Here is a 24778-nt window from a genome sequence, read left to right as displayed (position 1 = left end):
AGCAGAAGTGGCAGACGTTCATGGCGGTGTCGATGGTCAACGCGCCGGCGATATTGCTGAAACTGGACGGACGGACGTCGCTTGTGCTGAAATTCCGTCTGTCATGAATCACCGGGCGCCACGATTGCTTTCACGACGCAGCTTTCTGATGCAGGCCGCGGGTCTTGCCGCGGCCGGCGCGCTTCCACGCCCGGCGCGCGGGCAGACCGGGCAGCGCATCCAACCCATCGACGCCACCTTCCTGTTCATCGCCGATGTCCATGCCTGCCGCATGGCGAGCGGCCTCAGCCCCAACTGCCAGCAGGAAGGCAAGACCGACGCCGCGCTGCTGCGCAATGTCGCGACGCTGAACGCCATCAATGACAAGCACTGGCCGGCCGCGATCAATGGCGTCGCCACCGGCCTGCGTTCGGCCGGCAGCCGGATCGGCATGCCGCTCGGTCTTGTCGTCGGCGGCGACATCACCGACGATGGCGGCGGCCAGATCACAGAGCCCAGCGAGGGTACGCAGCTGCTGCAGTTCAGCCAGCGCTACAGCCAGGGCGTTGGCCCGGATCGCGTCCACATGCCGGTCTATGTCGGACTGGGCAATCATGATCTCGACCAGAACGGTCCGCCGCACCATGCCGACTGGTATCGGCGCGAGCTGCGCGACTATGTCGAGGTCAACCACCGCCCCGGCGTGTTCTTCAAGCCGCCCGTACCGGCCACCAGCTACGATGTCGACACGGATTGCTATTCATGGGACTGGGGCGGCCTGCACCTCGTCCAGACGCATCGTTTCACCGGCGACACCGGTCATGGCGCCGATTCGAGCCTGCCTTGGCTCAAGCAGGATCTGGCGACCTATGCGGCGGATGGCCGCCCCGTCATCCTGTTCCAGCACTATGGCTGGGACACGTTTTCGACCGAGCGGTGGGATCCCGCCAAGCGCACCTATGACGTTGGCGGCGCCGGTGCGCCGCATTGGTGGGGCGATGGCGACAGGCAGGCGCTGCGGGCGGCGCTGAAGGGCTACAACGTCGTCGGCATCTTCCACGGCCATCAGCATGACACCCCGCTGATCTACCGCCATGACGGGCTCGACCTGTTCAAGCCGAAGGCCGCCTATATGGGAGGGTTCGCCGTGGCCAGGGTGACCAGCGACGGCATGGACGTGGCGCTGGGCGAGGCAACCGACGACCAAGGCGAGGTCATCTTCACCAACGCCTTCAGCAAGGGCTGGAGCACATGAAAAAGGCGGCCCTGGCGGCCGCCTTTTTCAATAGGGAAAGATATGCCTTGATGCGGGATCAGAACGCCTTCTTGACCTTGTCCTTCACGTCGCCATAGGCCTTCTGCACCTTGCCGGCGACCTTGTCGGCCATGCCCTCGGCCTGGGTCTGTCTGTTGCCAGTCGCCTTGCCGGCGGCCTGTTTGACCGAGCCCTTGACTTGCTTGGCCAGACCGGCGACCTGATCCTTGTTCACCATTGTCCGCATCTCCTGGGAGTTTGAATTCGGAGGAATTCGTCCGCCGGGAACAAACGAGCCGGCGTCGGTTAAGTTCCAGGCCGCGTCGGAAGCAGGGGAGTGCGCGCGCCCGCTTCCGGCGACAAGGCTGGCGGGTTAGGTTGCGCAGACGCACCCGTGCGCATGGGGAGAGAAATGGCGGAATTCACACTCTACATCGGCAACAAATGCTTTTCCTCATGGTCGCTGCGGCCATGGGTGGCTATGCGCCATCTGGAGATCCCGTTCGAAGAAGGCTTTGTGCGGCTGCGCACACCCGAGACCTTTGCCAATCTGGCGAAAGTGTCGCCGACCGGCCAGGTGCCCGTCCTGAATCACAATGGCAGGATTATCTGGGAAACCCTTGCCATCCTTGAGTATCTTGCCGACCTGTTTCCCGAGAAAAAGCTCTGGCCGGCCGATATCGGCGCCCGCGCTCTGGCGCGCGCGGCGGCGACCGAGATGCATTCCGGTTTTCGCGAGGTACGCTACGGCTGGCCGATGAATTTGCGGCGGCCGAAAGGCCACAAGCCGCTCGACGCGGAAGGCGAGGCACAGCGGGCGCGCATCGAGGCGCTTTGGCGCGAGTGCCGCGAAAAATACGGCAAGGGCGGCCCCTTCCTGTTTGGTCATTTCACGGCAGCCGATGCCATGTACGCGCCGGTCGTCACCCGCTTCGATACCTATGGCGGCGAGCTCGCGCCCGACACCAGGGCCTATGTCGACGCCGTGCTGGCAATGCCGGCGATGCGGCACTGGTATGGGGAGGCGGCGAAAGAGCCGTGGCCGGAGCCTGGGCCCGACGAATAAGAACGACGCACAGCAACAAGGACTCGCTCCTGGAGGAGGACCAATGGCCGGCAATGAAGCACCGCGTGAAGCCACGACGACAAAAATCTTCCATTGCCGGCTGATCCCGCCGCGGCCGGACTTCGCCTTCACCATGACGGACGAGGAAAGGGAGCTGATGGGCCGGCATGCCGACTATTTGCGCGCCAAGCTGCGCGAGGGCGTAATGATCATGGCTGGTCCCGTTGCCGATCCGGCCGGCCCCTGGGGCCTGCTGATCCTGCGTGCCGGCGGCGAGGCCGAGGCTAGGGCGGTGACCGATGGCGATCCGGTGGCAAGGTCGGGTCGCGGCTTCCGCTACGAAATCCTGCCGATGATCAGCACGATCATGTAGGGCGACACTGCAAGCTAACGGTGGCCTCCGGCCACGGGCCGAGCAATCCTTCAGACCATGACGTAAAACCTGTATTGGCCGACCGGCAAGCGCAAGCCCTTGCAACCGCACACACCACGAAGTGGAACGAAACGTTAAGCGAGCGTGTGTTTTCATCCAAAAATGTCAGGGGTGGCAACATGACGGATGTCGAGAAGGAGGGCGTCGGGCTCTCCGAACTGGTCAGCGCTCTGAGCTATGCGCTCGACATCAGCGAAGGCCATCCAACAGGGCACTGCGTCCGCGCCTGCTGGATCGGCTTTCATATTGGCCGGGAGATCGGCCTGTCGCGAATAGAGCTTTCAAATCTCTACTATACGCTTCTGCTCAAGGATGTCGGTTGCAGCAGCAATGCGGCGCGCATCTGCAGCCTCTATCTCGCAGATGACATCGCCTTGAAACACGATTTCCATCTCGTCAATGACAGTCTGCCGCAGATCCTGCGCTTCGTGCTGTCGCGCACCGGTATGAAGGCGAAGCTTGCCGAGCGGTTCCGCGCGTTGCTCAATGTCGCCATGAACGGTGGCACAATCGCCAACGAGCTCTTCCAGACCCGTTGCCAGACCGGCGCCGAGATTGTCAGGCAAATGCGATTCCCGGAGCCTGTGGCGAGAGGCGTCATGGATCTTGACGAGCACTGGAACGGGCAGGGGCAGCCGGCTCGTCTGGCTGGTGAAGCGATATCGCCTCTTGCGCGCATCGCGCTTGTCGCCCAGATCGCTGACGTCTTCTACGCCAGTGCCGGTGCCGAGGGAGCGATCGCAGAGTTGCGCGCACGTTCCGGTACCTGGTTCGAACCGCGACTTGTCGCGGCGTGTGAAAGGGCGGCTGGCGCACCGGGATTCTGGGCGATGCTCGATTCGCCCGAGCTTGCGATTGCGGTGATCGAATTGTCACCCGGGGACGAGCGCCTGCCGATCAACGATGACTATCTGGATGACGTCGCCGCTGCCTTTGCCAAGGTGGTCGACGCCAAATCGCCTTTCACCAACGGCCACAGCGAACGCGTCGCCCTGTTCACCGATCTGATTGCCGAAGGACTTGGGCTGGATGACCAACGTCGGCGGCGGCTGAAACGTGCCGCCTTGCTGCATGACATAGGCAAGCTTGGCGTTTCCAACCAGATCCTGGATAAAGCCGGCAAGCTTGATGACGCTGAATGGACGGCCGTGCGCCATCATCCCGCGCTTGGCGAGATCATCTTGTCGCGGATCGGTGCGTTCCGCGAGCTTTCGCGTATCGCCGGCGCGCATCACGAAAGGCTCGACGGCAAGGGCTATCCGCGCGGCGTCGGGGCGGATGCGATTGACCTCGATACACGCATCGTCACCACGGCCGATATCTTCGATGCGCTGACGGCGGAGCGTCCGTATCGCGCGGCGATGCCCGTGTCGAAAGCCTTCGAGATCATGGCTAACGATATCGGCACGGCCATCGATCCGGTTTGCTTTGAGGCGCTCCAGCGTGCCGTCCTGCAACTGGATCGGATGGCGGCTTGAACGAATGCAGCTGCCCGTTTGCGTAGAATTTGACATCGTCGCGAAATGCCTCTACAAGAACTATGTCGATATTTGTTTGACTGACTTTTGTTATCCGCGCTTTCAAGCGCGTCTTTGACGAACTTCCCACATCAAAAATCGAGACAAAAATCGTTGTGCATTCGCACCGCGATTAACGAATATTTGCCATGGAAAGGGTTCGTCATGAGCACCGGCACAGTTAAATGGTTCAACGCCACCAAAGGTTTTGGTTTTATTCAGCCTGACGACGGTTCGGCCGACGTTTTCGTCCACATCTCGGCCGTAGAGCGCGCCGGCATGCGTGACATCGTCGAGGGCCAGAAGCTCGGCTACGAGATGGTCCGCGACAACAAGTCCGGCAAGATGTCGGCCGACCAGTTGAAGGCGGCCTGAAGAAAGAATTCAGCCCTCCCGGTGACCACGGATGTACTGGCACCGGTGAAGGGCGAATTCTGGCGCATGGCTATGGAGACCTGAGTTTCCAAAGCACATCATGCGCATGAGAGGAGCGTTTCCTGCGCATGCCTGTGCATCCTTCTGGATGCCACTGGATGCGCGGTGCTCCCCAGGGAAGGTCAGGCGGTGCCTGGCCTTTTTCATTTTACGCTTGCTGCCGCCGAAAATGCGCTGCGCATCGGGCCGAACGTGCTAAGGGACGCCTCAGCAATTTGAATCCGCCGCCGTATTGCCCCGATGCCGTGTTGCTTTGTGCGTGGTCCTGACCGAAGAGCCGGTCTTGCCCCAACGGCACCAGGCTCCTGACAGGAGAAAGACTTTGACCGCCCATTCGAAGACCGCCGCCGATCCGGCGGTGTCGCTGTTCAGCAAGACGCAGACCCAGTCGATGTCGCTCAACCGCATCCTATCCGAGCGCGACGCCGTCAGCGAGGCGCGGGAAGCCAAGACCGCCCGCTTGCGCGAACTGCGCCTGGAAAAGGAAGCCGAAGAGATGGCGGCGGCCGCCGCACTTGCCGCACAGCCGAAACGAGCCGGAAAACGCTGATGGCCACCAAGCGTGTACCGCCAACGCCGATCGCCTCCGATGCGACCATCGCCGACATGGTCGAGACCCTCGACAAGCCGGTCGAATATGTCCGGCGCGTGCTGGAAAAACTCGAACGCTGCAGGCGCGCCCATGGCGATGCCCAGGTGCGCGTCGGCGTGCGCGGCCGTGCCGAAGCCCCGAACTACCTGATCGAATATGTCCGAGAGGACAAGAAGACCCTGGAGCGGGTGACCTACCAGGACGCCGCCTACAGCGGCAGCACGCATCGTGAGCTGGCGCCGCATCACATCGCGGAAGCCAGGAACTGGTCGCCCGAGGAAATGAACATCACGGCGGTTTCGGCGTTGATCGGCCGCTTGCGCAATCCGCGCGCCCCATCATCGCGTTTCGCCGACGAGGACTGACATGGCCATTAAATTCTCCGCCAAGGACCAGCCGGCAGCACCGGCTCCTGTCGCAAAGCCCGCCAAGCCGGCGGCCGCGAAGGCCAGCGAAGCTGCCGACCCCGCGACCGATCTGTTCAAGTCATCGGTCGAAGCGCCGGCGCGCAAGACAGGCAAGAAGAAATAGCGCCTTGCCGCAGGACGCCGATCGCAATCAGGCCCGGTCGGGGCTGCCCGCCCTGGTCGCTGCCGCAAGCCTTTCCTCGCAACACGCCACTGCGCCGCTCTTCGACTGCCAGAGCTGCGGCGCGTGCTGTTCCTATTCGGCCGAATGGCCACGCTTCTCCACCGAGGACGATGCGCAGCTCGACCGCATCCCTGAAAAATATGTAGCGGCCGACCTGTCGGGCATGCACTGCGAGGGCGTGCGCTGTTCGGCCCTGTCCGGCGAAGTCGGCAAAGCGACGGCTTGCGGCATTTACGACGTCCGACCGGACGTCTGCCGTGCCTGCATGCCTGGCGATGCCGAGTGTCTGATGGCGCGCCGGGAGCACGGATTGCTGACGTCCTAGAATTGTGGGCTGCTTGACGCAGCTTCCTTGCTGGCTACGCTGCGTCAGGGCAGGGCTGTGGAGGAACCATCGTGAGCATCGAATTTATGTTGACGTCGCTGATCGTCGTGGCCTCGCCCGGCACCGGCGTTCTCTACACGCTGAGCGCCGGACTTTCGCGCGGTGCGCGGGCCTCGATCATTGCCGCCTTCGGCTGCACGCTCGGCATCATCCCGCATATGGCGGCCGCCATCACCGGCCTTGCCGCATTGCTGCACACCAGTGCGGTCGCCTTCGAGACGCTGAAATATCTCGGCGTCGCCTATCTGCTCTACATGGCCTGGAACACGCTGAAGGAGAAGGGCGGCCTCAGCGTCGAGGACAATGTCGCGCCGCGCTCAGCCGGCAAGGTGATTGCCACCGGCATCCTCGTCAACGTGCTCAACCCGAAACTGTCGATCTTCTTCTTCGCCTTCCTGCCGCAATTCGTCAGCACCACCGAGCCCAATGCGCTGTCGAAGATGCTGGAACTGAGCTCCGTCTTCATGCTTTTGACCTTCGTGGTTTTCGTCGGCTACGGCATCTTCGCCGCTTCGATCCGCAGCCATGTCGTGTCGCGGCCGATGGTGCTGACCTGGATGCGCCGAACCTTCGCCGGTGCGTTTGTCATGCTCGGCGCCAAGCTGGCCATGGCTGATCGGTAGCGGCGACCGGCCACCTATCCCTTCACATAGCCCATTGCCTCGACGATCCGTCCGTCCTGGACACGCATCAGATTGACGCCGCGTACGGAGTTGCCGTCGGCCATCCAGTAGCGCCAGCGGATGGTCGCCCGGTCGCCGGCGACAAAGGTCTCCTCGAGGTCGAAGCGCGTGCCCGGCTGAGTGGCGATCGCCGACCACAGCTCGACGCAGGCTTCCCGCCCGGCATGACAGGCGCCATCAGGCGCCGGCGCGGTGTTTTCGATGACGCACTCTTCGGCAATCAGGTCGGGGAGTGCGGACGGGTCGTGCAACTGAAACACATCGTTGAAGCGTCGCATGATCTCGGCCGTCTGTCCGGAGCGGTCGTCCGGATGGAGGATGATGGTGCTGTCCTGTTTCATCTCGTTCTCCTGATGTCAGTGTGCCGTGGTGGTGGTCGCGAGGAGCTCGGCCTTGAGCGTGATGGAGGCCACGCCGGCCAGGGCGCGCGAAACGAGGCATGTCGTTTTCGCCCGCTCGGCGAGGTTCTGGAATTCGTCCGGAGAAAGCCCCGGAATCTCGGCTTGCGTCTCAAGCTCGATGCGGGTGATCGTCGGCCCCGCGGCGGTTGCGCCCAGATGCACCTTGGCAACGGTGCTGATGCTTGTCGGTATATGATGGGCTATGCCCAGTATGGCGCTGAGCGCCATCGAGAAGCAGCCGGCATGCGCTGCGGCGATCAGCTCTTCCGGGTTGGTGCCTGGACCGCTCTCGAAACGCGACGGGAAGGAATAGGCGCCTTCGAAGACCCCGCTGCCGAGCTTCACCCGGCCAGAACCCTCTTTCAGCGTCCCTTGCCACTTGGCCGAGGCTTCGCGAATGGTCATTGTCGTTCTCCCCTGGTTTGAGATCTGATGGGTCAGGCGCCGTCGACGACCACCTTCCCGAACACGTCGCCCTGCTGGAAATAGCGATAGGCATCGCGGGCCTCGGTGAATGCAAAGACCTTGTCGATGACGGGCCGCAGGCGGTGCTGCGAAACTGCGCGCAGCATGGCTTCGAGATTGCTCCGGCTGCCGACGAAGAGGCGACTGATGGTGGCGAGGCTGCGCTGGTAGAGTGCCGCAGGCAGCTGGATCGATCCGCCTTTCGCATCCTGCAGGGTGAGCAGCACGATGTGTCCGTAAAGCGTGCTGGCGATCAACGACTGCGCGAAGGTCGCCGGGCCACCGGTCTCGACGACGAGATCGACGCCGCCGGTCTGGTCGCGGACGGCCGCGCCCCATTCGGGCATATCAGCCGTCGAGATCACAAGGTCGGCGCCCAGCGCCCGCAGCCTGTCGGCTTTCTCTCTACGCGAGGTGACGGCGGCGACGCGGCAGCCGAGCAGCTTGGCGAACTGCAGTACAAAGAGCGAGACGCCGCCCGAACCGATGACCAGAACCCATTGGCCTGGCTTTGGAATTCCGGCACCCGTCACCGCATTCCAGGCGGTCACGCCGGCGCAGCTTAGCGTCGCCGCCTCATGCCATTCGAGATGATCGGGCAGGCGCGTCGCCCATTGTTCGTCGAGAACCGCGTACTCCACCAGCATGCCGTCCAGCGTGCAGCCGAGCTGGTCGATGAGCCCGGCGTTGATGCGGCCGTCGATCCAGCGTGCGAAATAGCTGCCGGTGACACGGTCACCAACGGCGAAGCGGGTGACGGCCTCGCCGATGGCGACAACGTCTCCAGCTCCGTCGCACAATGGAACGACGCTCTGGCGCGGCGGCAGCGGATAGGTGCCGTTGAGGATCATCGTATCGCGGCGGTTGAGCGAGGCGGCGCGGACGCGCACCACGATCTCATGTGGTTTCGGCCGAGGCTCCGGCTCGTCGCGCATCACCAGGCATTCGGTCCCGCCCGACCCGTCAAGACGATAGCTGTGCATGTCGTTGCCTCCGATATGTAGACTGATCTACATATTATGTAGACCGATTGTCATATTCGACACAAGCCCTATAATGATCGCTGCTGACAGAGGTTGACATGGCGAACGACACCCGCACCCGCATACTCGACACGACCGCGCTGCTGCTCCGGCAGCGCGGCTATCACGGCACCTCGCTCAACGACATATTGAGTGCCAGCGGCGCGCCGCGCGGTTCGCTCTACTTCCATTTTCCGGGCGGCAAGGACCAACTGGTGATCGAGGTGACGCGTGACAGCGTTGCCGGGGTGACGGCGAGGCTGGGCGAAACGCTGGCCGCCGAAAGGGATCCGGCTGTGGCCGTCCATCATATCTACCAGGCGGTAGGGCGCATGCTGGAAGACAACCATTTTTCGCTGGGCTGTCCGATCGCGCCCGTCGTGCTGGACTCACCAACCGACGTGCCGGAGCTGGCGGATTTGTGCCGATCGGCCTTCGAGCAGTGGATAGGCCTGTTGCGTGACGCCTTCGTCAGGGCCGGGGTGCCCGAGCGCCGCGCCCACGCTCTGGCGCTGCTGGTCGAATCGTCGCTGGAAGGGCTGATGGTGATCGCCCGCGCCACCCGAGACCGCGCCCCGCTACAGGCGGTGGCGGACGAGGTCGCGGCGCTGATCGAAGCCGCGGTGCTTGCGGGCGAGGTACGGCAACGCGCGCAGGCCGGTGTCTGAAGTCAAGCCCCCTGGTTCGGGAAGCAGGCGCTGGCGCTGAGGTTCGGACCATTCGCCAGCGACGTCAGGAAGGCCGGCAGCACGGTCGTGAATGTGTAGGAAACCCGGACGCTCGAAAAGCCGGACAAGCCCGAGCAGGTGGTGTTGTTGCTGACGGTGATGTTGGCGTTGCTGAGGACGATGCCGTCGGTGGCCGCCCTGCTGCTGATATAGCTGATGGCGCTGGCGGCGTTGTAGACGCCGTTCTGCGTACATCCACTCTGCAGCACGCCGACGCAACGCGCCCCTGCCGCGGCGATTTCATTCAGAACATGCTGGGCCCAGTACATGCGGCCGAACTCGAACGTGCCCATCAGCACCATCAGCAGCGGCACCGACAGCATCGCGAACTCGACGGCGTTGGCACCGGACCTGTCGCGCAGGAAGGATCGGCGACGGCTCATTGCGGTTGTACCACTGCCTTGATGGTGATGTTGCCGTTGCTGACGATGCCGAAGCCGCCGAAAAGCGGCGTATAGGGCTTGCTGGCCGTGATCGTCACGAATTTTCCCGCAATGCCGCCACCGCTGCAGATGCTGCCGCATGCCATCGGGGCGCTCCATGCCACGGCCCCGGAACTGCCTGGGCAGTAGCAGAGATCGGCATTGGCGGCCGTGCCGCTTTGGGTGGCCGTGGACGTGGTGGCGTTGTAGGCAAGTGCCGCACCGTTGTTGACGACGACCTGGATGCTGCCGCCATTGCCGCTCAGGCCGCTGGTGACCACCGTCGCAATGTTGCCGGCCAGCACGCCGCCGCCGGCGGAATTGACCTTGTCGCCATTGAGCAGCGCATAGTTCGAGCCGGCCGAGACCGCCGAACTCAATTCGAACTTGGCCTTCAGCGAGCCGCCTATGTCGACGGTTCCGGCCAGGATGACCAGCAGCACGGGGCTGACCAGAGCGAACTCGACCGCTGACACGCCGGCTTTCTGGCGCCGCAGGAAGTCCGTGAGCGCGAAACGCCAGCTGGCCGACAGGCGACGGTCGGGGCGTAAGTGCTTTCTCATTGCACGAGGCTCACCTTGCTGCTGCCGCCGGCACTCGAGGCAGCGATGCATTCCGATGCGGCCGTGGTGCCGCCCGACAGCGTGATGCGTGAGCCGATCATCTGCAGGCACTTGCTCGGGTCGGTGTTCGATCCCAGCACGCTCGAGCCGCCATTCATGATGATCGGGCCGTAGGGAAAATAGAATGCGCCCGATATCTGGGCGTTGGAGCCGCCTTCGGCGAAGGTCGCGCCGCCAGTGTTGGAACTGCCGGTGGGGCCGATCACCGCCAGCTTCGCCGTCGCTCCCGACTGCGGTGCCGTGAGCACGATGTTGCTGTAGCCGGCGGCCACGCAGAAGACATAGCCGTTGCAGCTTCCCGAACTGGATTTGGTCTTGCCCGACAGAACAAGCGTCACATTGGTGCCGCTGACGCTGATCGTGCTGCCGTTGCAGTTGGCGCTGCCGCCGCCATTGCCGCCCAGCGCGAAATAGCCGTCCACGGTGTAGACGCCGGCGCCGAGCAGGATGGCGCCCGAGCCGATGAAGTTGCCGGCGATATCATGCTGCGCGGCGACCGGCACCACAAAGCAGCTGCCGCCACCGCCGCCATTCACATTGCCGACGACCTGAAAAACACTGTTGGCGCCGGTCGCGTCGGCCATGATCGTCGTTGAACCGCCGCCCAACGTGATGGCGTCGCCATTGCTGCCGGGGCCGATCTTGTAGGAATTGGTCGTGCCGGAGCCGAAGGTGAGCGTCGAGCCGCCGGTGTTGGTATAGCCGCCGGGGAGCTCAAAAATGCTCGGTCCGCCAAAGGTCAAGGTGGAGGTGTTGCAGAGGCTGACCTGCCCCGAGCCGTTGCAGGCGTTGTCGCTGCGGCCGATCTTGAACGTGCCGGCGCCGAAGGTCGTGGTGCCGCCACCTCCGGTGGTCAGCCCCTTGGCGAAATTGAAACTGCCGGCGCCGAAGGTGGTGGTTCCGGCGGTGGTCACCTGCCTGCCGAAATTGTAGGTGCCGGCTCCGAACGTGGTGGTTCCCGCCGTGGTCAGGGTCTTGGCAAAATTGTAGATGCCGGGTCCGAAATTGGTGGTGGCACTGGTCGTGAGGTCGCCGGCGATATTGTAGACGGTCGTTGCCGCGCCGCTTGTGGCGAAGTTGAGGTTGATGCCGCCGCCGATGGTGATGGTGCCCAGGTTGACCGTGGTTTTGCTGCCGCAGTCCAGCGTCCAGGTCGATGATGACGACGCCCAACTGGCGCTGCAGCCGAGCGCGTTCGCCTGGCCTTGGGTGGGGCCTTGGTTCCAGCCGAAGTCGATGTCTTTGCCGTTGGGAGTGGTCGGCGCTGTTGGCGCGGCTGTCGTCGAAAGCGCGGCCACCGTCGCAATGCGGGCCACGGCGGCCGTGACCGCGGCATTGCCGGCCAGCGGGTCGGGGGTCGATTTCTTGGTGATCACCGCTGCGGCCCCGCCTGGGCCGGTGATGCCGTTGCAAGGCTGGCTCGGGGCGGCGGCGGAATTGTAGTTGACGCCGAGCGCCGAAATGCTGGTGCCGCAGGGGACGGTCACCGTGTTGTTGGATGAAACTGTGCACTTCTGCGCCGTGATCGAGGTGCCGCCGCTCAGCGTCAGGCCAGTCTGCGTGCCGTCGAGCGCAAGCATGCAGCCGGGTGTCTGCGGCTGCGCGCCGAGCTCGGCCACCGAATTGGCATAGATCTGCAATTGCTGGCGATTGTCGAGGACGCGTGCCAGGAACAGCGTACGGTAGGTGTTGATCGACACCGAAACGGCGTTGACGCCGGTCGTTTTCGGGGACGCAACCAGGCTGACCTGTACATTGGCGGCGGGAACGCCGTTGAGCACCGCGACGCCGACGGCGGTGGCAGTCATCTGCGAAGTGGACTTGTTCACATTATAGGCGAGGGCGCCCGCATAGGCCGACAGGTCGGCCACGCGCTGATTGTCGGCCCGCTCGACCAGCGCCGCGCCATATTCGGTCACCAGCGCGGCCATGCCGATCAGGACCGGCATCACCAGTGCCGAGATGATCAGCACGTTGCCGTCGCGGTTCCGCAAAAATCGCCGGAAAAACTGCATCGATGGTCACCAGACACGCCACACGCTGGAGCAACCTCGCCGTGCTCTCGCGCTTTAGTAACCGCGAATGTGTTAAGAAATATTGTCTGACAAATTTACGCAATATCGCCAAAGTGCAATCGAAGTTGCTGATTTTGCTGGGAAAATTCTCATGAAGAGGAACTGCCCGATCGGGTGGAGCAGAGCCGATGGCCGCCATTGTCGCAGGAAACCAAGGGCAAGGCGGTGTGGTTAGGGCAAGACAACGAAAAAGGGCGCCGTGCGGCGCCCTTTCCGTAAGCTTAGCTGGATTGGCTGGATTAGAAATCCATGCCGCCACTCAAGCCCGCTTACGGACTTGAGCCATGTTGGTTCATGGGCGTGCTTTATGGACTTCTTAGAAGTCCATGCCGCCCATGCCGCCCATGCCGCCACCGCCCATGCCGCCGGGCATGCCGCCGCCAGCCGACTCCTTCTTCGGAGCCTCCGCGATCATGGCTTCGGTGGTGACCAGCAGGCCGGCGACCGAGGCCGCGTCCTGGAGAGCCGTGCGCACAACCTTGACCGGATCGACGATACCCATGGCGATCATGTCGCCATATTCGCCGGTCTGGGCGTTGTAGCCGAAGGTCGCGCCCTTGTTCTCAAGGATCTTGCCGGCAACGATCGAAGCTTCCGCACCGGCGTTCGAGGCGATCTGGCGGGCCGGAGCCTGCAGCGCACGACGCACGATGTTGATGCCAGCAGCCTGGTCGGCATTGGCGCCGGTGGCCTTGATGTTGGCCGAAGCGCGCAGCAGGGCCACGCCACCGCCGGCAACGATGCCTTCTTCCACGGCCGCGCGGGTCGCGTTCAGGGCGTCGTCAACGCGGTCCTTCTTTTCCTTGACTTCGACTTCCGTCGCACCGCCGACGCGGATCACCGCAACGCCGCCCGCGAGCTTCGCGAGACGTTCCTGCAGCTTCTCCTTGTCGTAGTCCGAAGTGGTCTCTTCGATCTGCTGCTTGATCTGGGCAACGCGGCCCTGGATCTCGGCCTTCTTGCCGGCGCCGTCGACGATGGTGGTGTTCTCCTTGGAGATCGACACCTTCTTGGCGCGGCCGAGCATGTTGAGGCCGACATTCTCGAGCTTGATGCCGAGGTCTTCCGAAATGACCTGGCCACCGGTGAGGATGGCGATGTCTTCCAGCATGGCCTTGCGGCGATCACCGAAGCCCGGCGCCTTGACGGCGGCGATCTTCAGGCCGCCACGCAGCTTGTTGACGACCAGCGTGGCCAGGGCCTCGCCTTCGACGTCTTCCGAGATGATGAGCAGCGGCTTCGAGGTCTGCACGACAGCTTCGAGAACCGGCAGCATGGCCTGCAGGTTGGAGAGCTTCTTCTCGTGGAGCAGGATGTAGGCGTCCTCGAGATCGGCAACCATCTTGTCGGCGTTGGTGACGAAGTAGGGCGAGAGATAGCCGCGGTCGAACTGCATGCCTTCGACGACTTCGAGTTCGGTCTCGGCGGTCTTGGCTTCCTCGACGGTGATGACGCCTTCGTTGCCGACCTTCTGCATCGCTTCCGCGATCATCTTGCCGACCGACTCGTCGCCATTGGCCGAGATCGTGCCGACCTGGGCAACTTCCTCGGAGGTCTTGATCTTCTTGGCAGCCTTGCCGAGAGCCGTGACGACTTCGGTGACGGCGAGGTCAATGCCGCGCTTCAGGTCCATCGGGTTCATGCCGGCGGCAACCGCCTTGTGGCCTTCCTGGACGATCGACTGAGCCAGAACGGTCGCGGTCGTGGTGCCGTCGCCGGCGATGTCGTTGGTCTTCGAAGCAACTTCGCGGACCATCTGCGCGCCCATGTTCTCGAACTTGTCCTCAAGCTCGATTTCCTTGGCGACGGTGACGCCGTCCTTGGTGATGCGCGGTGCGCCGAACGACTTGTCGATGACGACGTTGCGGCCCTTGGGGCCGAGCGTGACCTTCACCGCGTCGGCGAGGATGTTGACGCCGCGCAGCATGCGCTCACGGGCATCACGGGAGAATTTTACGTCTTTAGCAGCCATTTTTAGCTCCTGGCAGGGGCTTGGGATAAAGCCCGGAATTCAGTTGACGGTGAGGCCGATGATCAGCCGATGATGCCCATGATGTCGGATTCCTTCATGATCAGAAGGTCCTCGCCATTGAGCTTGACTTCGGTGCCCGACCACTTGCCGAACAGGATGCGGTCACCAGCCTTGACGTCCAGGGGGACCAGCTTGCCGCTTTCGTCGCGCGCGCCGGAGCCGACGGCGATGATCTCGCCTTCCTGCGGCTTTTCCTTCGCCGTATCCGGGATGATGATCCCGCCGGCGGTCTTGGATTCGGATTCGACCCGGCGAACGACCACGCGGTCATGAAGCGGGCGGAACTTCGACTTTGCCATTTTTTCTTCCTCGAATGAGAACGGTGAGAAACAGTTCCTCCGTCCGGCGAAGCCGGACACATAGTTAGCACTCACCAATGGCGAGTGCTAACGTGGCGCTGAAATAGGCCGCCGACCCGTGAGAGTCAAGGCGCTCGGCAGCCGCGAAAGGCGGTAATTTTTTCCACGGATTGCGGCTTAGAGAAACAACCGCAGCTGTGTGTGGATGATCGACCGGTAATCCTCGATGGTCCGACGGCTTTCCGCTTCGCCTTCCGCGAGCGCCAGGCGCACCACGCCGCCGGCGAGCTGGAAGATCAACAGAACCATGCGTTCGAACTGCTCATGCTTGCCCGGCTCGATCAAGGCGGTGACATGGTCGCAGAACATCCTGGCCTGATACCGGGTTTCGGCGATGTCGAGATTTTTCAACGCCTTGTCGGCCTGGATGGCGTTCTGCAGATCCTGGATGGCGGGATCGCCGGCGACGCGGCCGAGGTAGTCGTCAAGCAGCCGGTCGGCGGCGGCGATCACGTCCCTGGCTTCGCGGACATCGGCGAGGATATCGGTCAATCGCGCGCGGCTCACCTCCGAAAACCGCTCGTAAAGCATCGCCAGGATCGCCGACTTGTTGGGGAAGTAGTGATAGACGGTGGCGATCGGTCCGCCCGCCAGCGCGCCGACTTCCTTCATGGTGACGGCATCGATGCCCTTTTCGCCGATCAGCCGCATGGTCGTCGACAGGATGGCGTCGATGCGCTCGCGGCTGCGCTCCTGCTTGGGCTTGCGCCTCGGTTCGGTCGCTGTTCGCCTTGCTTGTGTCATGCACCGGTCTTTCGCACGAATTGCCAAATTCTGGTTGACAAAAAATCTGATCAAGTATCAGTTTCCGAAATGCTGACAGGTTGTCAGCTTTTTTGCCGTGCGGCAAGGGACGTTGGGAGGCGGCTTTGGCATCTGGTGACGCGCAGGCCGGAAGCGGCGACTGGCTGGTCGGCAACCCGACCGGCGGGCAGCTTGCCTCGGCGCTGTGGATCGGGTCGGTCGGCCTGCTCATTCTCGGCCTGCAGCCCGTCCTGCTCGGCGCGCTCTACACGGAGGGCCATGTCAGCGGGGACGAACTGGCGCTGGTCGCCACCGCCGAGATGATCGCCATCGCCATCGGTTCGGCGATCGTCGCGATGTTGCTCTCGGCCCGCAACATGCGCTGGAAAAGTGCGGTGCTGCTGCTCCTGCTGGCGCTGGCGAATGTCTGGACGGCCTATGCCGGCGGCGCCAATCCGCTGATGGAGGCACGCGCCCTGGCGGGGCTTGCCGAAGGCGGACTGGTTGCCGTCGCCACCGAATTGATCGCCCGTTCGCGGCGGGCCGAACGCATCGGCGGCTTCTTCGTCACCATGCAGACCCTGGCGCAATGCGCGCTGGCCCTGCTTCTGGCGCTCTATGTAATCCCGGCCGCCGGATCGGCTGGCGGCTTCCTCATTCTCGCGGTCGTCTGTGTCCTGTCGCTCGTCGTCGCCTTCGTCGTCCCTGCTGACTATGCCGACCTGCCCAAGGACGAGAACCTGGCCAATGTGCTGACGGTTCCCTCGATCACCGCGCTGTCGTGCGTCTTCTGCTATTTCATGTTCTTCGGCTCGGTCTGGGCGTTTCTGGAACCGCTTGGCGCCCAGTTCGGCATTGATGGCCGCACCGTCGGCCTGATTGTCTCGGCGAGCCTCGCGGTGCAAGTCACGGGCGCAATGACGGCGACCGTGTTCGAAGCGCGCATTGATTACCGCACTGCCATCGCAGTCATTGGCGCCGTCGCGCTGGTCGCCTCGCTCATCCTGGCCAGCGGACCGGCCCTCGCCACCTTCTGGGTCGCCGCCCTGGTCATGGGTTTTATCCTCCTGTTCGTCGTGCCTTACCAGATCCGGCTGGCGATCACGGCCGATGAGACGCGCACCGCCGTGCTCCTGGTGCCGGCCGCGCAGCTCTTCGGCCTGGCGATCGGGCCGGTCGCGGCATCACTGCTCATCGACGGCAAGGATTTCCGCCCGGTTCCGGAATTCGCCGCCGGCAGCGCCCTGGCCAGTGTGCTGTTGCTCGGCCTGTTCATCCTTGTGGCGCGGCGTCGCCGCGCCAGCGCATGATCCCGAAGAATGGAAGCTGGTTTTCGGAAGAGATCATGGTCCAACAAAGAGCCTGACGGGAGGTAACATGTCCAACTGGAGCAACTGGTCCGGCTATGTCACCGCTGAGCCCCGGCTGATCGCCAGCCCCGCCGATGCCGGCGAGATCGGCGATCTGGTTCGCACCGCGCCGGGCCCCATCCGCGTGGTCGGCGCTGGCCATTCCTTCACACCGCTGGTGAAGTCGCAAGGCACGATCCTGTCCCTGGACAGGGTTGAGGGGCTTGTCTCGCATGACGCGCAAAAGCATCGGGCGCGCGTGCGGGCAGGGACGCGGCTTGGTTCGCTCATGCACATCCTGCAAGGCATCGGCCAGGGCCTGCCCAATATGGGCGACATTGACCGCCAGGCGATCGGCGGCGCGCTGGGAACCGCCACCCACGGTTCGGGACCGACGCTCGGCGCCTATCACACGCAATTGGAGACGGTGCAGATCGTTGACGGGCTTGGCAAGGTCCGCGACTTCACCAGGGCAGGGGACCAGGACACGATCCACGCCATCGGCGTAGCGCTCGGTGCCTTCGGTATCCTGAGCGAGGTGACGCTGAACAACATCGCGACCTATCGGTTGCGCCGCCGCAAATGGGTGCTGCCGATCGCCGACATGCTGCGCGACTTCGAGAAGATGATGACCGCGCACCGCTCTGCCGAATTCTACTACATTCCGTTTTCCGGTTATGCGCAGTTCATCGCCAGCGATTTCAGCACCGAGGCGACCACCGCTCGCCCGACCGAGGATGACGAGGGCTCGTTGCGCACGCTGCGCCGCTTGCGCACCGGGCTTGCCTGGCTGCCGTCGCTGCGCCGCCGGCTGATCCTCGGCGCGGTCGCCAAAGTGCCGTCCGAGGACTATGTGCAGGATTGGCTCAACGTCTATGCCAGCGACCGCCAGACCAAATTCAACGAGATGGAATATCACCTTCCCTTCGAGGAAGGGCCGAAGGCATTGGCCGAAATCATCGAGCTGACCGAAAAGCGCTTTCCGGAAGTCTATTTTCCGATGGAAGTGCGCAGCGTCGCGCCCGACCAGTTCTGGCTCTCGCCCTTCTACAACAGGCCAAGCTGCTCGATCGCCATCCACCATGACGCAGCGAGCGATCCGCTGCCCTTCATGCGAGCCGCCGAGCCGATCTTGCGCAGATATGGCGGCAGGCCGCATTGGGGCAAGATGCACAGCCTGAAAGCGGCGGACTTCAAGAAGCTCTATCCGCGCTGGGACGATGCGATGGCGGTGCGCCGCGACATCGATCCGCAGAACCGCTTCGTCTCGCCCTACATGGCTGGACTGTTCGGCATCGAACCATGAGCGCCTATTTTTCCTCGCTCTCGGATGCACTGAAGCAAGCCGGTATCCTCCAGCCCTGTCTGCTACTCGACCTCGACCGGCTGGACGCCAACATTGCTCTGGTCAAAACCAGGCTTGACCCGAACCTTGCCGTGCGACTGGTCGACAAGTCGCTCGCTTGCCTGCCGCTGCTTGCACATATCGGCAAGGCGCTCGGAACCGGTCGCTTCATGACCTTCCATCCGCCGATCAGTGAGGCGGTGCTGAAGGCGTTTCCAAATGCGGATCTGCTTTACGGCAAGCCGATGCCGGTCAGCGCGGCAAGGGCGGCACTGGTGAAGGGTGACGCCGACTGGTCGCGCGTCTGCTGGCTGATCGACAGCGACGAAAGACTGGCGGAATACGGCATTCTCGCTGCCGAACTCGATAGCCAGCTGCGCATCGCCTTCGAGATCGATGTCGGGCTGCATCGCGGCGGCTTCGCCAGCCCCGGGGCCCTGTCGAAAGCGTTGCGCGCGCTGCCGGCTCATAAAGGGCTGCGCTGCGAAGGCGTCATGGCCTATGAGGCGCATGCGCCGCACATTCCAGGCCTGTTCGGCGGCCCGGCCAAGGCACTAGCGCAGGCTTCGGAGCGGGCCGCCGCTTTCGTCGCGTGCCTCGGCCCGGACCAGCGCCGCATCCTGAACATTGGCGGCAGCAAGACCGCGCTGCTGCATCACGGTGGTGCCGCCAATGAAGTGTCGATGGGTTCGGCTTTCGTGCTGCCCAGCGATTTCGACACAGCGGGCCTCGATGGTTTCAAGCCAGCCGCCTTCATCGCGACGCCGATCCTGAAGGTGGTCGAACCGATGCTGCCGGGCCCGCCGGCCGTTTCTCGCCTGCTGCAGGCGCTTGGCCGGTTCCCACGCAAGGGCTGCTATCTCTATGGCGGGAAATGGATGGCCGAGCCTGTCTTTCCCCTGGGCATGAAGACGGACGGCTTGCTCGGCCTGTCTTCCAACCAGCAATTCATGGGTCTGCCCGCCGATGCCGTCGCCAGGCCCGGCGATTACGCGTTCCTGCGGCCGACACAGAGCGAGGCCATGCTGCAGCAATTCGGGCCGATCGCGGTGCTTTCCCAGGGCAGGATCGTTGATCGCTGGCCGGTGTTGCCGATGATGTGATCGAGTCACATAGTTGACTCCGTCAAGTAAATGGATGATCCTGTGAAAGGCAGGAGATACCCATGACGATTCACCATCAGCCCGGCAACGAAGCGCCCAACAAGCATCTGATCGATGCGGTGCGGGCGTTCAATCGCTTCTACACCCGCCAGATCGGCCTGCTTGACGAAGGGTTGCTGAAAAGCGCCTTCTCGCTGACCGAGGCGCGCGTGCTTTACGAGCTGGCGCACCGCGACGGCCTGACAGCGACCGACCTCGGGCGCGATCTCGGTCTCGACGCCGGCTATGTCAGCCGTTTGTTGAAGAAGTTCGAACGTGATGACCTGATCTCCAGGTCGACGCTGGTTTCGGACGCCAGGCAATCCTCGATCGCGCTGACGCCGGCGGGCAGGAATGCCTTCGCGCCGCTCAACAAGGATTCTCACGATCAGGTCGCGGCGCTGCTCGATCGGCTGCCTACATCCGAGCAGGACCGGCTCGTGAAGTCCATGCGCACGGTCCAGGCACTGCTCGACGAAAGCGCCGAGCCGCAAGTCCCTTATCTGCTGCGGCCGCTGCAGATCGGCGACATCGGCTGGATCACCCGCCGACAGGGGATGCTCTACGCGCAGGATTATGGCTGGGACGAAACCTACGAGGCACTGGTCGCCGAAATCCTCAGCGAGTTCGTTAAATCCTTCGACCCGAAATGGGAGTGCAGCTGGATCGCCGAGCGCGATGGCGAGGTCGTCGGCTCGGTCTTCGTCGTGCGCAAGTCGCCCGAGGTGGCGAAGCTCAGGTTGCTTTATGTCGAGCCTTCGGCCCGCGGCCTTGGCATCGGCGCGCGCCTTGTCGACGAATGCATCGCCTTCGCGCGAGCCAAGGGTTACAAGACGCTGACGCTTTGGACCAACGACATACTGGGCTCGGCCCGTCGCATCTACCAGGCGGCCGGCTTCAGGCTGATCGATGAAGAGCGCCACCATTCCTTCGGCAAGGATCTGGTCGGTCAGACCTGGGATTTGAAATTGTAGTGCCGATTAACCCTTGACCGGTATCCAGATCTCCAGCCCGCCATTGCCGCTGCGCGGATCGAACTCCGGGCCGTAGCGTTCGAATTCCGGCGCGTCCGCTATTTCGTGCCCTGAGGCCGGCAGCCATTTGTTCCAGATCGTGTTGACCGTGCGGCGGATGGTCGAGATGTGCTCGCGATGCGAAAACACCGCATATTTCTGCGCGGGTACCCGAACGCGGCTGAACTCTCGGGGAAGGTCGGAAAAGTCCGAGACCTCGACGCCGGCGATGTAGTCGAAATTCCCGGCATCGTCGCCGTTGACGCAGACGCCATAGGCGACGTCGCCGGTCTCGCCCGGAATGTTGCCGATATACGGGCCAAAGCGCTGCCACTGCATCGGAATGGCGGCGCTGGTTTCGCAACTGTAGCGTTCGCCCAGCCCCGCGATCAGGAACGGCCGGCTGGTCTCGAAGCGCGGCGGCTCGAGGTTGGTGAGAAAGGACTGGTCCATCAGGATAGGCTCCACGAGGTCGAGCGTGTTGGTCGAGCCTTGCGCGCGCACCAGCTCCGGCGTGGTGCCGAACTGGTCGCGGAAAGCCCGGGTGAAGGCCTCATGCGAGTTGTAGCCGGCCTCGAGCGCAACCGAGAGGATGTCGGGCGCCCCTTCGGCCAGCCTGCGCGCCGCCTCGCTCAAGCGCCGCGCGCGCATATAGCCCATGACGGAGCGGCCGGTGGCGGCGCCGAAGGCGCGCGTCACATGAAAGCGCGACACGCCGCTGCTTGCCGCGACGTCGTCCAGCGAGATCGCCTCCGGCAGATGGCTTTCGACAAACCACAGCGCTTTCTCGGTCGGGTTCATGGTTCCTCGCATTGGCGCGCCGACATTACTGACCGTGTCGACGGCCAGTTTGATCGAAATTGCGCATTGGGCAATAATGCATGTGTCCGTGCCGCGTCGACGTGGGAATTGATGCGGCATGATCCCATGCCCGGGGAAGGGGTGTCCCGATGACTGCCGCGGTTGCCGACCAGGTGTTCCGGTTTGGCGGGTTCACACTCGACCTTGCCATGGGCACGCTGCGTGACGTCAACGAGCCGCTGTTCCTGCGCCCCAAGGCCTATGCGCTGCTCTCGCACCTTGCCCGCAACATGGGCCGGGTCGTGCCGAAGTCGGAGCTGATGGATGCCGTCTGGCCGGGCGTCTATGTCACCGAGGATTCGCTGACGCAGTCGGTGCGCGAAATCCGCAAGGTGCTGGGCGGAGAGATGGTGCGCACGGTCTCCAAGCGCGGCTATATGCTGGCGGCCGGGATGGAAGCCGCGCCGAAGATCGGCGCCCAGCCGATCGTGGCGGTGGTGCGCTTCCGCAACGAGAGCGGGGACCCGGTCGACGAGGCCATGGTCGACGGTTTCGCCGAGGATCTCATCAACGGCGTCGCTCGCTTCGGCACGGTCACCGTGCTGGCGCGCAACTCAAGTTTTTCTTTCGGCTCCTATGGCCGCGCCGAGTGGCCGCAGATCCGTGCCCGTATCGGTGCCGACTATCTGGTTGAGGGCTCGCTGCGCCGGCAGGGCGAGCATGTCGTCGTGGCCGTCAGCCTCATCGACATCGCCACCGCCAGCCAGCTCTGGGGCGACCGCTACCAGTCGCAGGGCGATGGCCTGTTCGCGATCGAGCGTCAGATCGTCGAGCAGATCGTCAGCCGGTTGGTCACGAGGGTCGCCAATGCCGGGCTGGAACAGGCCTCACGCAAGCCGATAACCAGCCTTGCCGCCTACGAGCTTCTGCTGCGTGGCTTTGCGATGTTGCGCGATCCCGCACAGACCGACCAGCGCAGCGCGGAAATCCTGTTCGAGGCGGCCATCGCCAAGGACCCGAACTACGGCCTGGCCTATACCTATCTTGCCCTGGTGCGGGCTTTGGACGGAGAGTTCGGACGTGCCAGAGATGCGGTGCTGGAAAATGCGCGCGACCTTGCCGACAAGGGCCTCGCTCTGTCGCCGGACCAGCCGACCGGTCACCGCGTGCAGTCGCTGATCCGCCTCTATATGCGCGACCACGAAGCGGCGGAACATCATTTGCGCATCGCGCTGCAGCTCAACCCCTACGATGCCGACAGCATCGGGCAGATGGGCATGCTGCTGACCATGCGCGGCCGGCCGCTCGAGGCGCTCGACTGGCTGGCGCGCGGCATCCGCATCGATCCCTTGCACCCGCACTGGTACCAGTTCGACCGGGCACTCGCGCTCTATATGATGGGGGAATACCGGCAGGCGGCGGAAGCGCTGGAGCTGGCGACGCGCCCGGCGCCCTGGATCCGCACAAGGCTGGCGGCCTGCTATGCGCAGATGGGCGACATGGAGAAGGCGCGGCGGCAGATCGTCCTCATCGAGGAGGGCGATCCGTTTTTACCGATCGACTATGCGCTGCGCGGCGTTCCGTTCGAGAACAAGGCCGATGCGGAGCATCTCGCCGAAGGCGTCAGACTCGCCCTTGGCTAGTGCATGTCGCTAAGCATCGAAAACAAAGATCCAAAGCGCTTCTATGTAGCGGCCCTGATTGACATCGTTGCCTGACTGTGTATGTAACGTTATAACAAATTAGATGATTTTGCCGGCGCATTCGAGATCGGACCAAAAACCGTTGCGGCGCGATCGGCGGGAATCTACGATGGCGTGGTGATGGTCCCCGAGTCGAAAGGCGAGGGGTGAAAAGGGAACACGGTGAGACCCGCAAAAGGTTGATGCCGTGGCTGCCCCCGCAACTGTAAGCGGTGAGCAAGATCCGACATGCCACTGGCCGGCAAGGCTGGGAAGGCAGGATTGCGCTGAGACCCGCGAGCCAGGAGACCTGCCATCACTGAGTTGACCGGACGGGGTGTGCCGGGAGGAGACGTGGACGTCGGTCTTGTCGGCCGGCTCGCCAACATCCTTCCGTCGCCAGTTTTGGAAAGTGACGGAACGTTGGACGGCGCCATCGATCATCGCATCATCGTGTGCACGCTTTGCCGCGACATCCCGACCGGGATCAGGTCGGGCGAAGGCCTGTGTGCCGATTTGCGGTCCCGGCTCACGGCCCACCATGAGCCCGCCGTGGCGCATAGCTTCACGGTCGAAGGCGTCGAATGCATGGCGGGCTGCGCGCGGCCGCTCACGGTGGCCTTCCAGGCTCCAGGCAAGGCTTCCTATCTCTTCGGCTCCATCGACGCCGAGGCCGATGCCGGCGATCTCGTGCGATTTGCCAGGCTTTACGCCTCGCTCGCCGACGGCTGGTGCAATTCCGGACAACGGCCGCCGCGACTGGCCGGCAAGACGCTGGCCCGCATCCCCGGACCGGGCAAGTGCGCGGGCAACAACCGATGACGATTCCGCTTCTCGAAGCCCGCGACCTCTGCGCCATGGCGAATGGCCGCGATCTGGTCCACGCCGTCAGCCTGTCTATCGCTGCGGGCGATCGCCTTGCCATCATCGGCCCCAATGGCGCCGGCAAGACCACGCTGCTGCGCATGCTGTCGGGCATACTCAGGCCAAGTTCGGGCGAGGTGAAGCTTGGCGGGTGCCGGATGGACAGGATCTCGACCGCCGAGCGCGCGCTGCACATCGCCGTCGTCGGCCAGACCGACCAGCCGGACCCGCGGCTGGCGGTGATCGACTATGTCGAACTCGGCCGCGTCCCGCATGCGGGCCGCAGACGCAGGAGCGAGGAGCGCGACATCGTCGTCGACGCGCTGCGCCGGACCGGCCTGTTGCCGCTGCTTGGCCGCACGATCGGCTCGCTGTCGGGCGGCGAACGCCAGCGCGCCCAGCTGGCGCGCGCCATCGCGCAGCAACCGAAAGTGTTGTTCCTCGACGAGCCGACCAACCATCTCGATCCGCGCGCCCGTGGCGAGCTGCTCGAACTCGTCGCCGGCTTCGGCATGACGGTGATCGCGGTGCTGCACGATCTGGCTCTGGTGACGCCCTTCGCTACCCGGGTCGCGGTGATGCACGAAGCGCGGCTGCATGCGCTGGCAGCACCCCGCGAGGCGCTGACCCAGAAACTGATCCGCGAGATTTTCGGTGTCGACGTATTTCGCCTGCGCCATCCAACCGAGGACCGCGAACTGACGGTCTTCGATGTTCCGAACCGCGCCGCGCCGCCTTCCTGATCGAAACCCATCCCTTCTTCCGACACAGTTCA

At 63.7% G+C, this 24778-nt stretch carries 29 protein-coding genes and 1 riboswitch; of the genes, 18 read left to right on the top strand and 11 right to left on the bottom strand.

Features of this window, described 5'->3' with window-relative positions:
* The first annotated feature begins 103 nt into the window (after positions 1–103).
* Complete coding sequence (locus JG746_RS23700) at positions 104–1234, top strand: metallophosphoesterase (protein ID WP_202354927.1); 1131 nt, start codon at positions 104–106, stop codon at positions 1232–1234.
* Positions 1235–1292: 58 nt separating this feature from the next.
* Here JG746_RS23700 and JG746_RS23695 read toward each other — a convergent pair whose 3' ends face one another.
* Entirely contained in the window at positions 1293–1481 is a 189-nt protein-coding gene (locus JG746_RS23695; RefSeq protein ID WP_202354926.1) for a CsbD family protein, read from the bottom strand.
* Positions 1482–1646: 165 nt separating this feature from the next.
* On the opposite strand from JG746_RS23695, the gene JG746_RS23690 reads away from it, so the two are divergent.
* The 9 genes from JG746_RS23690 to JG746_RS23650 all read left to right on the top strand — a co-directional run bounded on the left by JG746_RS23690 (position 1647) and on the right by JG746_RS23650 (position 6876).
* The gene (locus JG746_RS23690; RefSeq protein WP_202354925.1) at positions 1647–2300 is read left to right on the top strand and encodes a glutathione S-transferase family protein; all 654 of its coding nucleotides are present in this window, start codon (positions 1647–1649) and stop codon (positions 2298–2300) included.
* A 43-nt stretch (positions 2301–2343) separates the two neighbouring features.
* Positions 2344–2673 carry a YciI family protein gene (locus tag JG746_RS23685; RefSeq protein ID WP_244730415.1) on the top strand — a complete coding sequence of 110 codons (330 nt, stop codon included), beginning with the start codon at positions 2344–2346 and terminating at the stop codon, positions 2671–2673.
* 179 nt (positions 2674–2852) lie between these two features.
* Complete coding sequence (locus tag JG746_RS23680; RefSeq protein WP_202354923.1) at positions 2853–4211, top strand: HD-GYP domain-containing protein; 1359 nt, start codon at positions 2853–2855, stop codon at positions 4209–4211.
* A 204-nt stretch (positions 4212–4415) separates the two neighbouring features.
* Positions 4416–4625 (top strand): cold-shock protein, encoded by a 210-nt coding sequence (locus tag JG746_RS23675; protein WP_010915421.1) that lies wholly within the window; start codon positions 4416–4418, stop codon positions 4623–4625.
* 382 nt (positions 4626–5007) lie between these two features.
* Positions 5008–5235, top strand: a complete 228-nt coding sequence (locus JG746_RS23670; RefSeq protein ID WP_027046702.1) for a hypothetical protein — start codon at positions 5008–5010, stop codon at positions 5233–5235.
* Positions 5235–5642 (top strand): hypothetical protein, encoded by a 408-nt coding sequence (locus JG746_RS23665; RefSeq protein WP_202354922.1) that lies wholly within the window; start codon positions 5235–5237, stop codon positions 5640–5642. Before JG746_RS23670 ends, JG746_RS23665 begins: the two co-directional genes overlap by 1 nt.
* A 1-nt stretch (position 5643) precedes the next feature.
* Positions 5644–5808 carry a hypothetical protein gene (locus tag JG746_RS23660; RefSeq protein ID WP_202354921.1) on the top strand — a complete coding sequence of 55 codons (165 nt, stop codon included), beginning with the start codon at positions 5644–5646 and terminating at the stop codon, positions 5806–5808.
* A 4-nt stretch (positions 5809–5812) separates the two neighbouring features.
* Complete coding sequence (locus JG746_RS23655) at positions 5813–6193, top strand: YkgJ family cysteine cluster protein (RefSeq protein WP_202354920.1); 381 nt, start codon at positions 5813–5815, stop codon at positions 6191–6193.
* Between the two features lie 71 nt (positions 6194–6264).
* Positions 6265–6876 (top strand): LysE family translocator, encoded by a 612-nt coding sequence (locus JG746_RS23650; RefSeq protein ID WP_202354919.1) that lies wholly within the window; start codon positions 6265–6267, stop codon positions 6874–6876.
* A gap of 14 nt (positions 6877–6890) precedes the next feature.
* On the opposite strand, the gene JG746_RS23645 is transcribed toward JG746_RS23650, so the two are convergent.
* From JG746_RS23645 to JG746_RS23635, 3 genes are read right to left on the bottom strand one after another with little or no spacing between them, the layout of a single operon-like run.
* A complete protein-coding gene (locus JG746_RS23645; RefSeq protein ID WP_202354918.1) occupies positions 6891–7277 on the bottom strand; it encodes a nuclear transport factor 2 family protein in 387 nt (128 codons plus the stop codon).
* A gap of 15 nt (positions 7278–7292) precedes the next feature.
* Entirely contained in the window at positions 7293–7742 is a 450-nt protein-coding gene (locus tag JG746_RS23640) for an OsmC family protein (RefSeq protein WP_202354917.1), read from the bottom strand.
* A gap of 32 nt (positions 7743–7774) precedes the next feature.
* The gene (locus tag JG746_RS23635; protein ID WP_202354916.1) at positions 7775–8785 is read right to left on the bottom strand and encodes a zinc-dependent alcohol dehydrogenase family protein; all 1011 of its coding nucleotides are present in this window, start codon (positions 8783–8785) and stop codon (positions 7775–7777) included.
* A 98-nt stretch (positions 8786–8883) separates the two neighbouring features.
* Between JG746_RS23635 and JG746_RS23630 the strand changes: the two genes are divergently transcribed.
* A complete protein-coding gene (locus JG746_RS23630) occupies positions 8884–9492 on the top strand; it encodes a TetR/AcrR family transcriptional regulator (protein ID WP_202354915.1) in 609 nt (202 codons plus the stop codon).
* A 2-nt stretch (positions 9493–9494) separates the two neighbouring features.
* Here JG746_RS23630 and JG746_RS23625 read toward each other — a convergent pair whose 3' ends face one another.
* The 6 genes from JG746_RS23625 to JG746_RS23600 form a co-directional block, all read right to left on the bottom strand.
* Positions 9495–9935 (bottom strand): TadE/TadG family type IV pilus assembly protein, encoded by a 441-nt coding sequence (locus tag JG746_RS23625; RefSeq protein ID WP_244730413.1) that lies wholly within the window; start codon positions 9933–9935, stop codon positions 9495–9497.
* Entirely contained in the window at positions 9932–10537 is a 606-nt protein-coding gene (locus JG746_RS23620; protein WP_244730411.1) for a TadE/TadG family type IV pilus assembly protein, read from the bottom strand. Before JG746_RS23620 ends, JG746_RS23625 begins: the two co-directional genes overlap by 4 nt.
* Complete coding sequence (locus tag JG746_RS23615; protein WP_244730409.1) at positions 10534–12612, bottom strand: TadE/TadG family type IV pilus assembly protein; 2079 nt, start codon at positions 12610–12612, stop codon at positions 10534–10536. Before JG746_RS23615 ends, JG746_RS23620 begins: the two co-directional genes overlap by 4 nt.
* Positions 12613–12988: 376 nt before the next feature.
* Positions 12989–14644 (bottom strand): chaperonin GroEL, encoded by a 1656-nt coding sequence (gene groL, locus JG746_RS23610; protein ID WP_202354914.1) that lies wholly within the window; start codon positions 14642–14644, stop codon positions 12989–12991.
* Between the two features lie 62 nt (positions 14645–14706).
* Positions 14707–15003: a co-chaperone GroES gene (groES, locus tag JG746_RS23605; protein WP_010915433.1), complete on the bottom strand. Its 297-nt coding sequence runs from the start codon at positions 15001–15003 to the stop codon at positions 14707–14709.
* Positions 15004–15180: 177 nt separating this feature from the next.
* Positions 15181–15807 (bottom strand): TetR/AcrR family transcriptional regulator, encoded by a 627-nt coding sequence (locus JG746_RS23600; RefSeq protein ID WP_202354913.1) that lies wholly within the window; start codon positions 15805–15807, stop codon positions 15181–15183.
* A 125-nt stretch (positions 15808–15932) separates the two neighbouring features.
* Between JG746_RS23600 and JG746_RS23595 the strand changes: the two genes are divergently transcribed.
* The 4 genes from JG746_RS23595 to JG746_RS23580 all read left to right on the top strand — a co-directional run bounded on the left by JG746_RS23595 (position 15933) and on the right by JG746_RS23580 (position 20617).
* On the top strand, positions 15933–17117 hold the full coding sequence (locus JG746_RS23595; RefSeq protein WP_202354912.1) for an MFS transporter: 1185 nt from the start codon (positions 15933–15935) through the stop codon (positions 17115–17117).
* Between the two features lie 67 nt (positions 17118–17184).
* Positions 17185–18462: a D-arabinono-1,4-lactone oxidase gene (locus tag JG746_RS23590; protein WP_202354911.1), complete on the top strand. Its 1278-nt coding sequence runs from the start codon at positions 17185–17187 to the stop codon at positions 18460–18462.
* A complete protein-coding gene (locus JG746_RS23585; RefSeq protein WP_202354910.1) occupies positions 18459–19604 on the top strand; it encodes an alanine racemase in 1146 nt (381 codons plus the stop codon). The genes JG746_RS23590 and JG746_RS23585 overlap by 4 nt, the downstream gene beginning before the upstream one ends.
* Before the next feature lie 62 nt (positions 19605–19666).
* Positions 19667–20617 (top strand): bifunctional helix-turn-helix transcriptional regulator/GNAT family N-acetyltransferase, encoded by a 951-nt coding sequence (locus tag JG746_RS23580; protein ID WP_202354909.1) that lies wholly within the window; start codon positions 19667–19669, stop codon positions 20615–20617.
* 6 nt (positions 20618–20623) lie between these two features.
* Here the strand turns inward: JG746_RS23580 and JG746_RS23575 are convergent, their stop codons facing one another.
* Positions 20624–21457, bottom strand: a complete 834-nt coding sequence (locus JG746_RS23575; RefSeq protein ID WP_202354908.1) for an AraC family transcriptional regulator — start codon at positions 21455–21457, stop codon at positions 20624–20626.
* Between the two features lie 149 nt (positions 21458–21606).
* On the opposite strand from JG746_RS23575, the gene JG746_RS23570 reads away from it, so the two are divergent.
* From JG746_RS23570 to JG746_RS23560, 3 genes are all read left to right on the top strand, one after another.
* Positions 21607–23100: a winged helix-turn-helix domain-containing tetratricopeptide repeat protein gene (locus JG746_RS23570; protein ID WP_202354907.1), complete on the top strand. Its 1494-nt coding sequence runs from the start codon at positions 21607–21609 to the stop codon at positions 23098–23100.
* A 164-nt stretch (positions 23101–23264) separates the two neighbouring features.
* A riboswitch (cobalamin riboswitch) is annotated at positions 23265–23471 on the top strand.
* Positions 23472–23562: 91 nt separating this feature from the next.
* Positions 23563–23961 (top strand): DUF1636 family protein, encoded by a 399-nt coding sequence (locus JG746_RS23565; protein WP_244730407.1) that lies wholly within the window; start codon positions 23563–23565, stop codon positions 23959–23961.
* A complete protein-coding gene (locus JG746_RS23560; protein ID WP_202354906.1) occupies positions 23958–24746 on the top strand; it encodes an ABC transporter ATP-binding protein in 789 nt (262 codons plus the stop codon). Before JG746_RS23565 ends, JG746_RS23560 begins: the two co-directional genes overlap by 4 nt.
* Positions 24747–24778: the final 32 nt, after the last annotated feature.

This window comes from Mesorhizobium sp. 113-3-3 (assembly GCF_016756495.1).
Lineage (GTDB): Bacteria > Pseudomonadota > Alphaproteobacteria > Rhizobiales > Rhizobiaceae > Mesorhizobium.
Note: the sequence above shows the minus strand (reverse complement) of the source record. Positions and strands in the feature narration are given on the sequence as shown.

Bases quoted from the DNA above. Each gene is read 5' to 3' on its own strand.
- JG746_RS23700 (WP_202354927.1), top strand. From the start codon at position 104: ATGAATCACCGGGCGCCACGATTGCTTTCACGACGCAGCTTTCTGATG.
- JG746_RS23660 (WP_202354921.1), top strand. From the start codon at position 5,644: ATGGCCATTAAATTCTCCGCCAAGGACCAGCCGGCAGCACCGGCTCCT.
- JG746_RS23690 (WP_202354925.1), top strand. From the start codon at position 1,647: ATGGCGGAATTCACACTCTACATCGGCAACAAATGCTTTTCCTCATGG.
- JG746_RS23560 (WP_202354906.1), top strand. From the start codon at position 23,958: ATGACGATTCCGCTTCTCGAAGCCCGCGACCTCTGCGCCATGGCGAAT.
- JG746_RS23695 (WP_202354926.1), bottom strand. From the start codon at position 1,481: ATGCGGACAATGGTGAACAAGGATCAGGTCGCCGGTCTGGCCAAGCAA.
- JG746_RS23580 (WP_202354909.1), top strand. From the start codon at position 19,667: ATGACGATTCACCATCAGCCCGGCAACGAAGCGCCCAACAAGCATCTG.
- JG746_RS23620 (WP_244730411.1), bottom strand. From the start codon at position 10,537: ATGAGAAAGCACTTACGCCCCGACCGTCGCCTGTCGGCCAGCTGGCGT.
- JG746_RS23575 (WP_202354908.1), bottom strand. From the start codon at position 21,457: ATGAACCCGACCGAGAAAGCGCTGTGGTTTGTCGAAAGCCATCTGCCG.
- JG746_RS23665 (WP_202354922.1), top strand. From the start codon at position 5,235: ATGGCCACCAAGCGTGTACCGCCAACGCCGATCGCCTCCGATGCGACC.
- JG746_RS23590 (WP_202354911.1), top strand. From the start codon at position 17,185: ATGTCCAACTGGAGCAACTGGTCCGGCTATGTCACCGCTGAGCCCCGG.
- JG746_RS23630 (WP_202354915.1), top strand. From the start codon at position 8,884: ATGGCGAACGACACCCGCACCCGCATACTCGACACGACCGCGCTGCTG.
- JG746_RS23675 (WP_010915421.1), top strand. From the start codon at position 4,416: ATGAGCACCGGCACAGTTAAATGGTTCAACGCCACCAAAGGTTTTGGT.
- JG746_RS23625 (WP_244730413.1), bottom strand. From the start codon at position 9,935: ATGAGCCGTCGCCGATCCTTCCTGCGCGACAGGTCCGGTGCCAACGCC.
- JG746_RS23600 (WP_202354913.1), bottom strand. From the start codon at position 15,807: ATGACACAAGCAAGGCGAACAGCGACCGAACCGAGGCGCAAGCCCAAG.
- JG746_RS23570 (WP_202354907.1), top strand. From the start codon at position 21,607: ATGACTGCCGCGGTTGCCGACCAGGTGTTCCGGTTTGGCGGGTTCACA.
- JG746_RS23645 (WP_202354918.1), bottom strand. From the start codon at position 7,277: ATGAAACAGGACAGCACCATCATCCTCCATCCGGACGACCGCTCCGGA.
- JG746_RS23585 (WP_202354910.1), top strand. From the start codon at position 18,459: ATGAGCGCCTATTTTTCCTCGCTCTCGGATGCACTGAAGCAAGCCGGT.
- JG746_RS23635 (WP_202354916.1), bottom strand. From the start codon at position 8,785: ATGCACAGCTATCGTCTTGACGGGTCGGGCGGGACCGAATGCCTGGTG.
- groES (WP_010915433.1), bottom strand. From the start codon at position 15,003: ATGGCAAAGTCGAAGTTCCGCCCGCTTCATGACCGCGTGGTCGTTCGC.
- JG746_RS23615 (WP_244730409.1), bottom strand. From the start codon at position 12,612: ATGCAGTTTTTCCGGCGATTTTTGCGGAACCGCGACGGCAACGTGCTG.
- JG746_RS23685 (WP_244730415.1), top strand. From the start codon at position 2,344: ATGGCCGGCAATGAAGCACCGCGTGAAGCCACGACGACAAAAATCTTC.
- JG746_RS23680 (WP_202354923.1), top strand. From the start codon at position 2,853: ATGACGGATGTCGAGAAGGAGGGCGTCGGGCTCTCCGAACTGGTCAGC.
- groL (WP_202354914.1), bottom strand. From the start codon at position 14,644: ATGGCTGCTAAAGACGTAAAATTCTCCCGTGATGCCCGTGAGCGCATG.
- JG746_RS23640 (WP_202354917.1), bottom strand. From the start codon at position 7,742: ATGACCATTCGCGAAGCCTCGGCCAAGTGGCAAGGGACGCTGAAAGAG.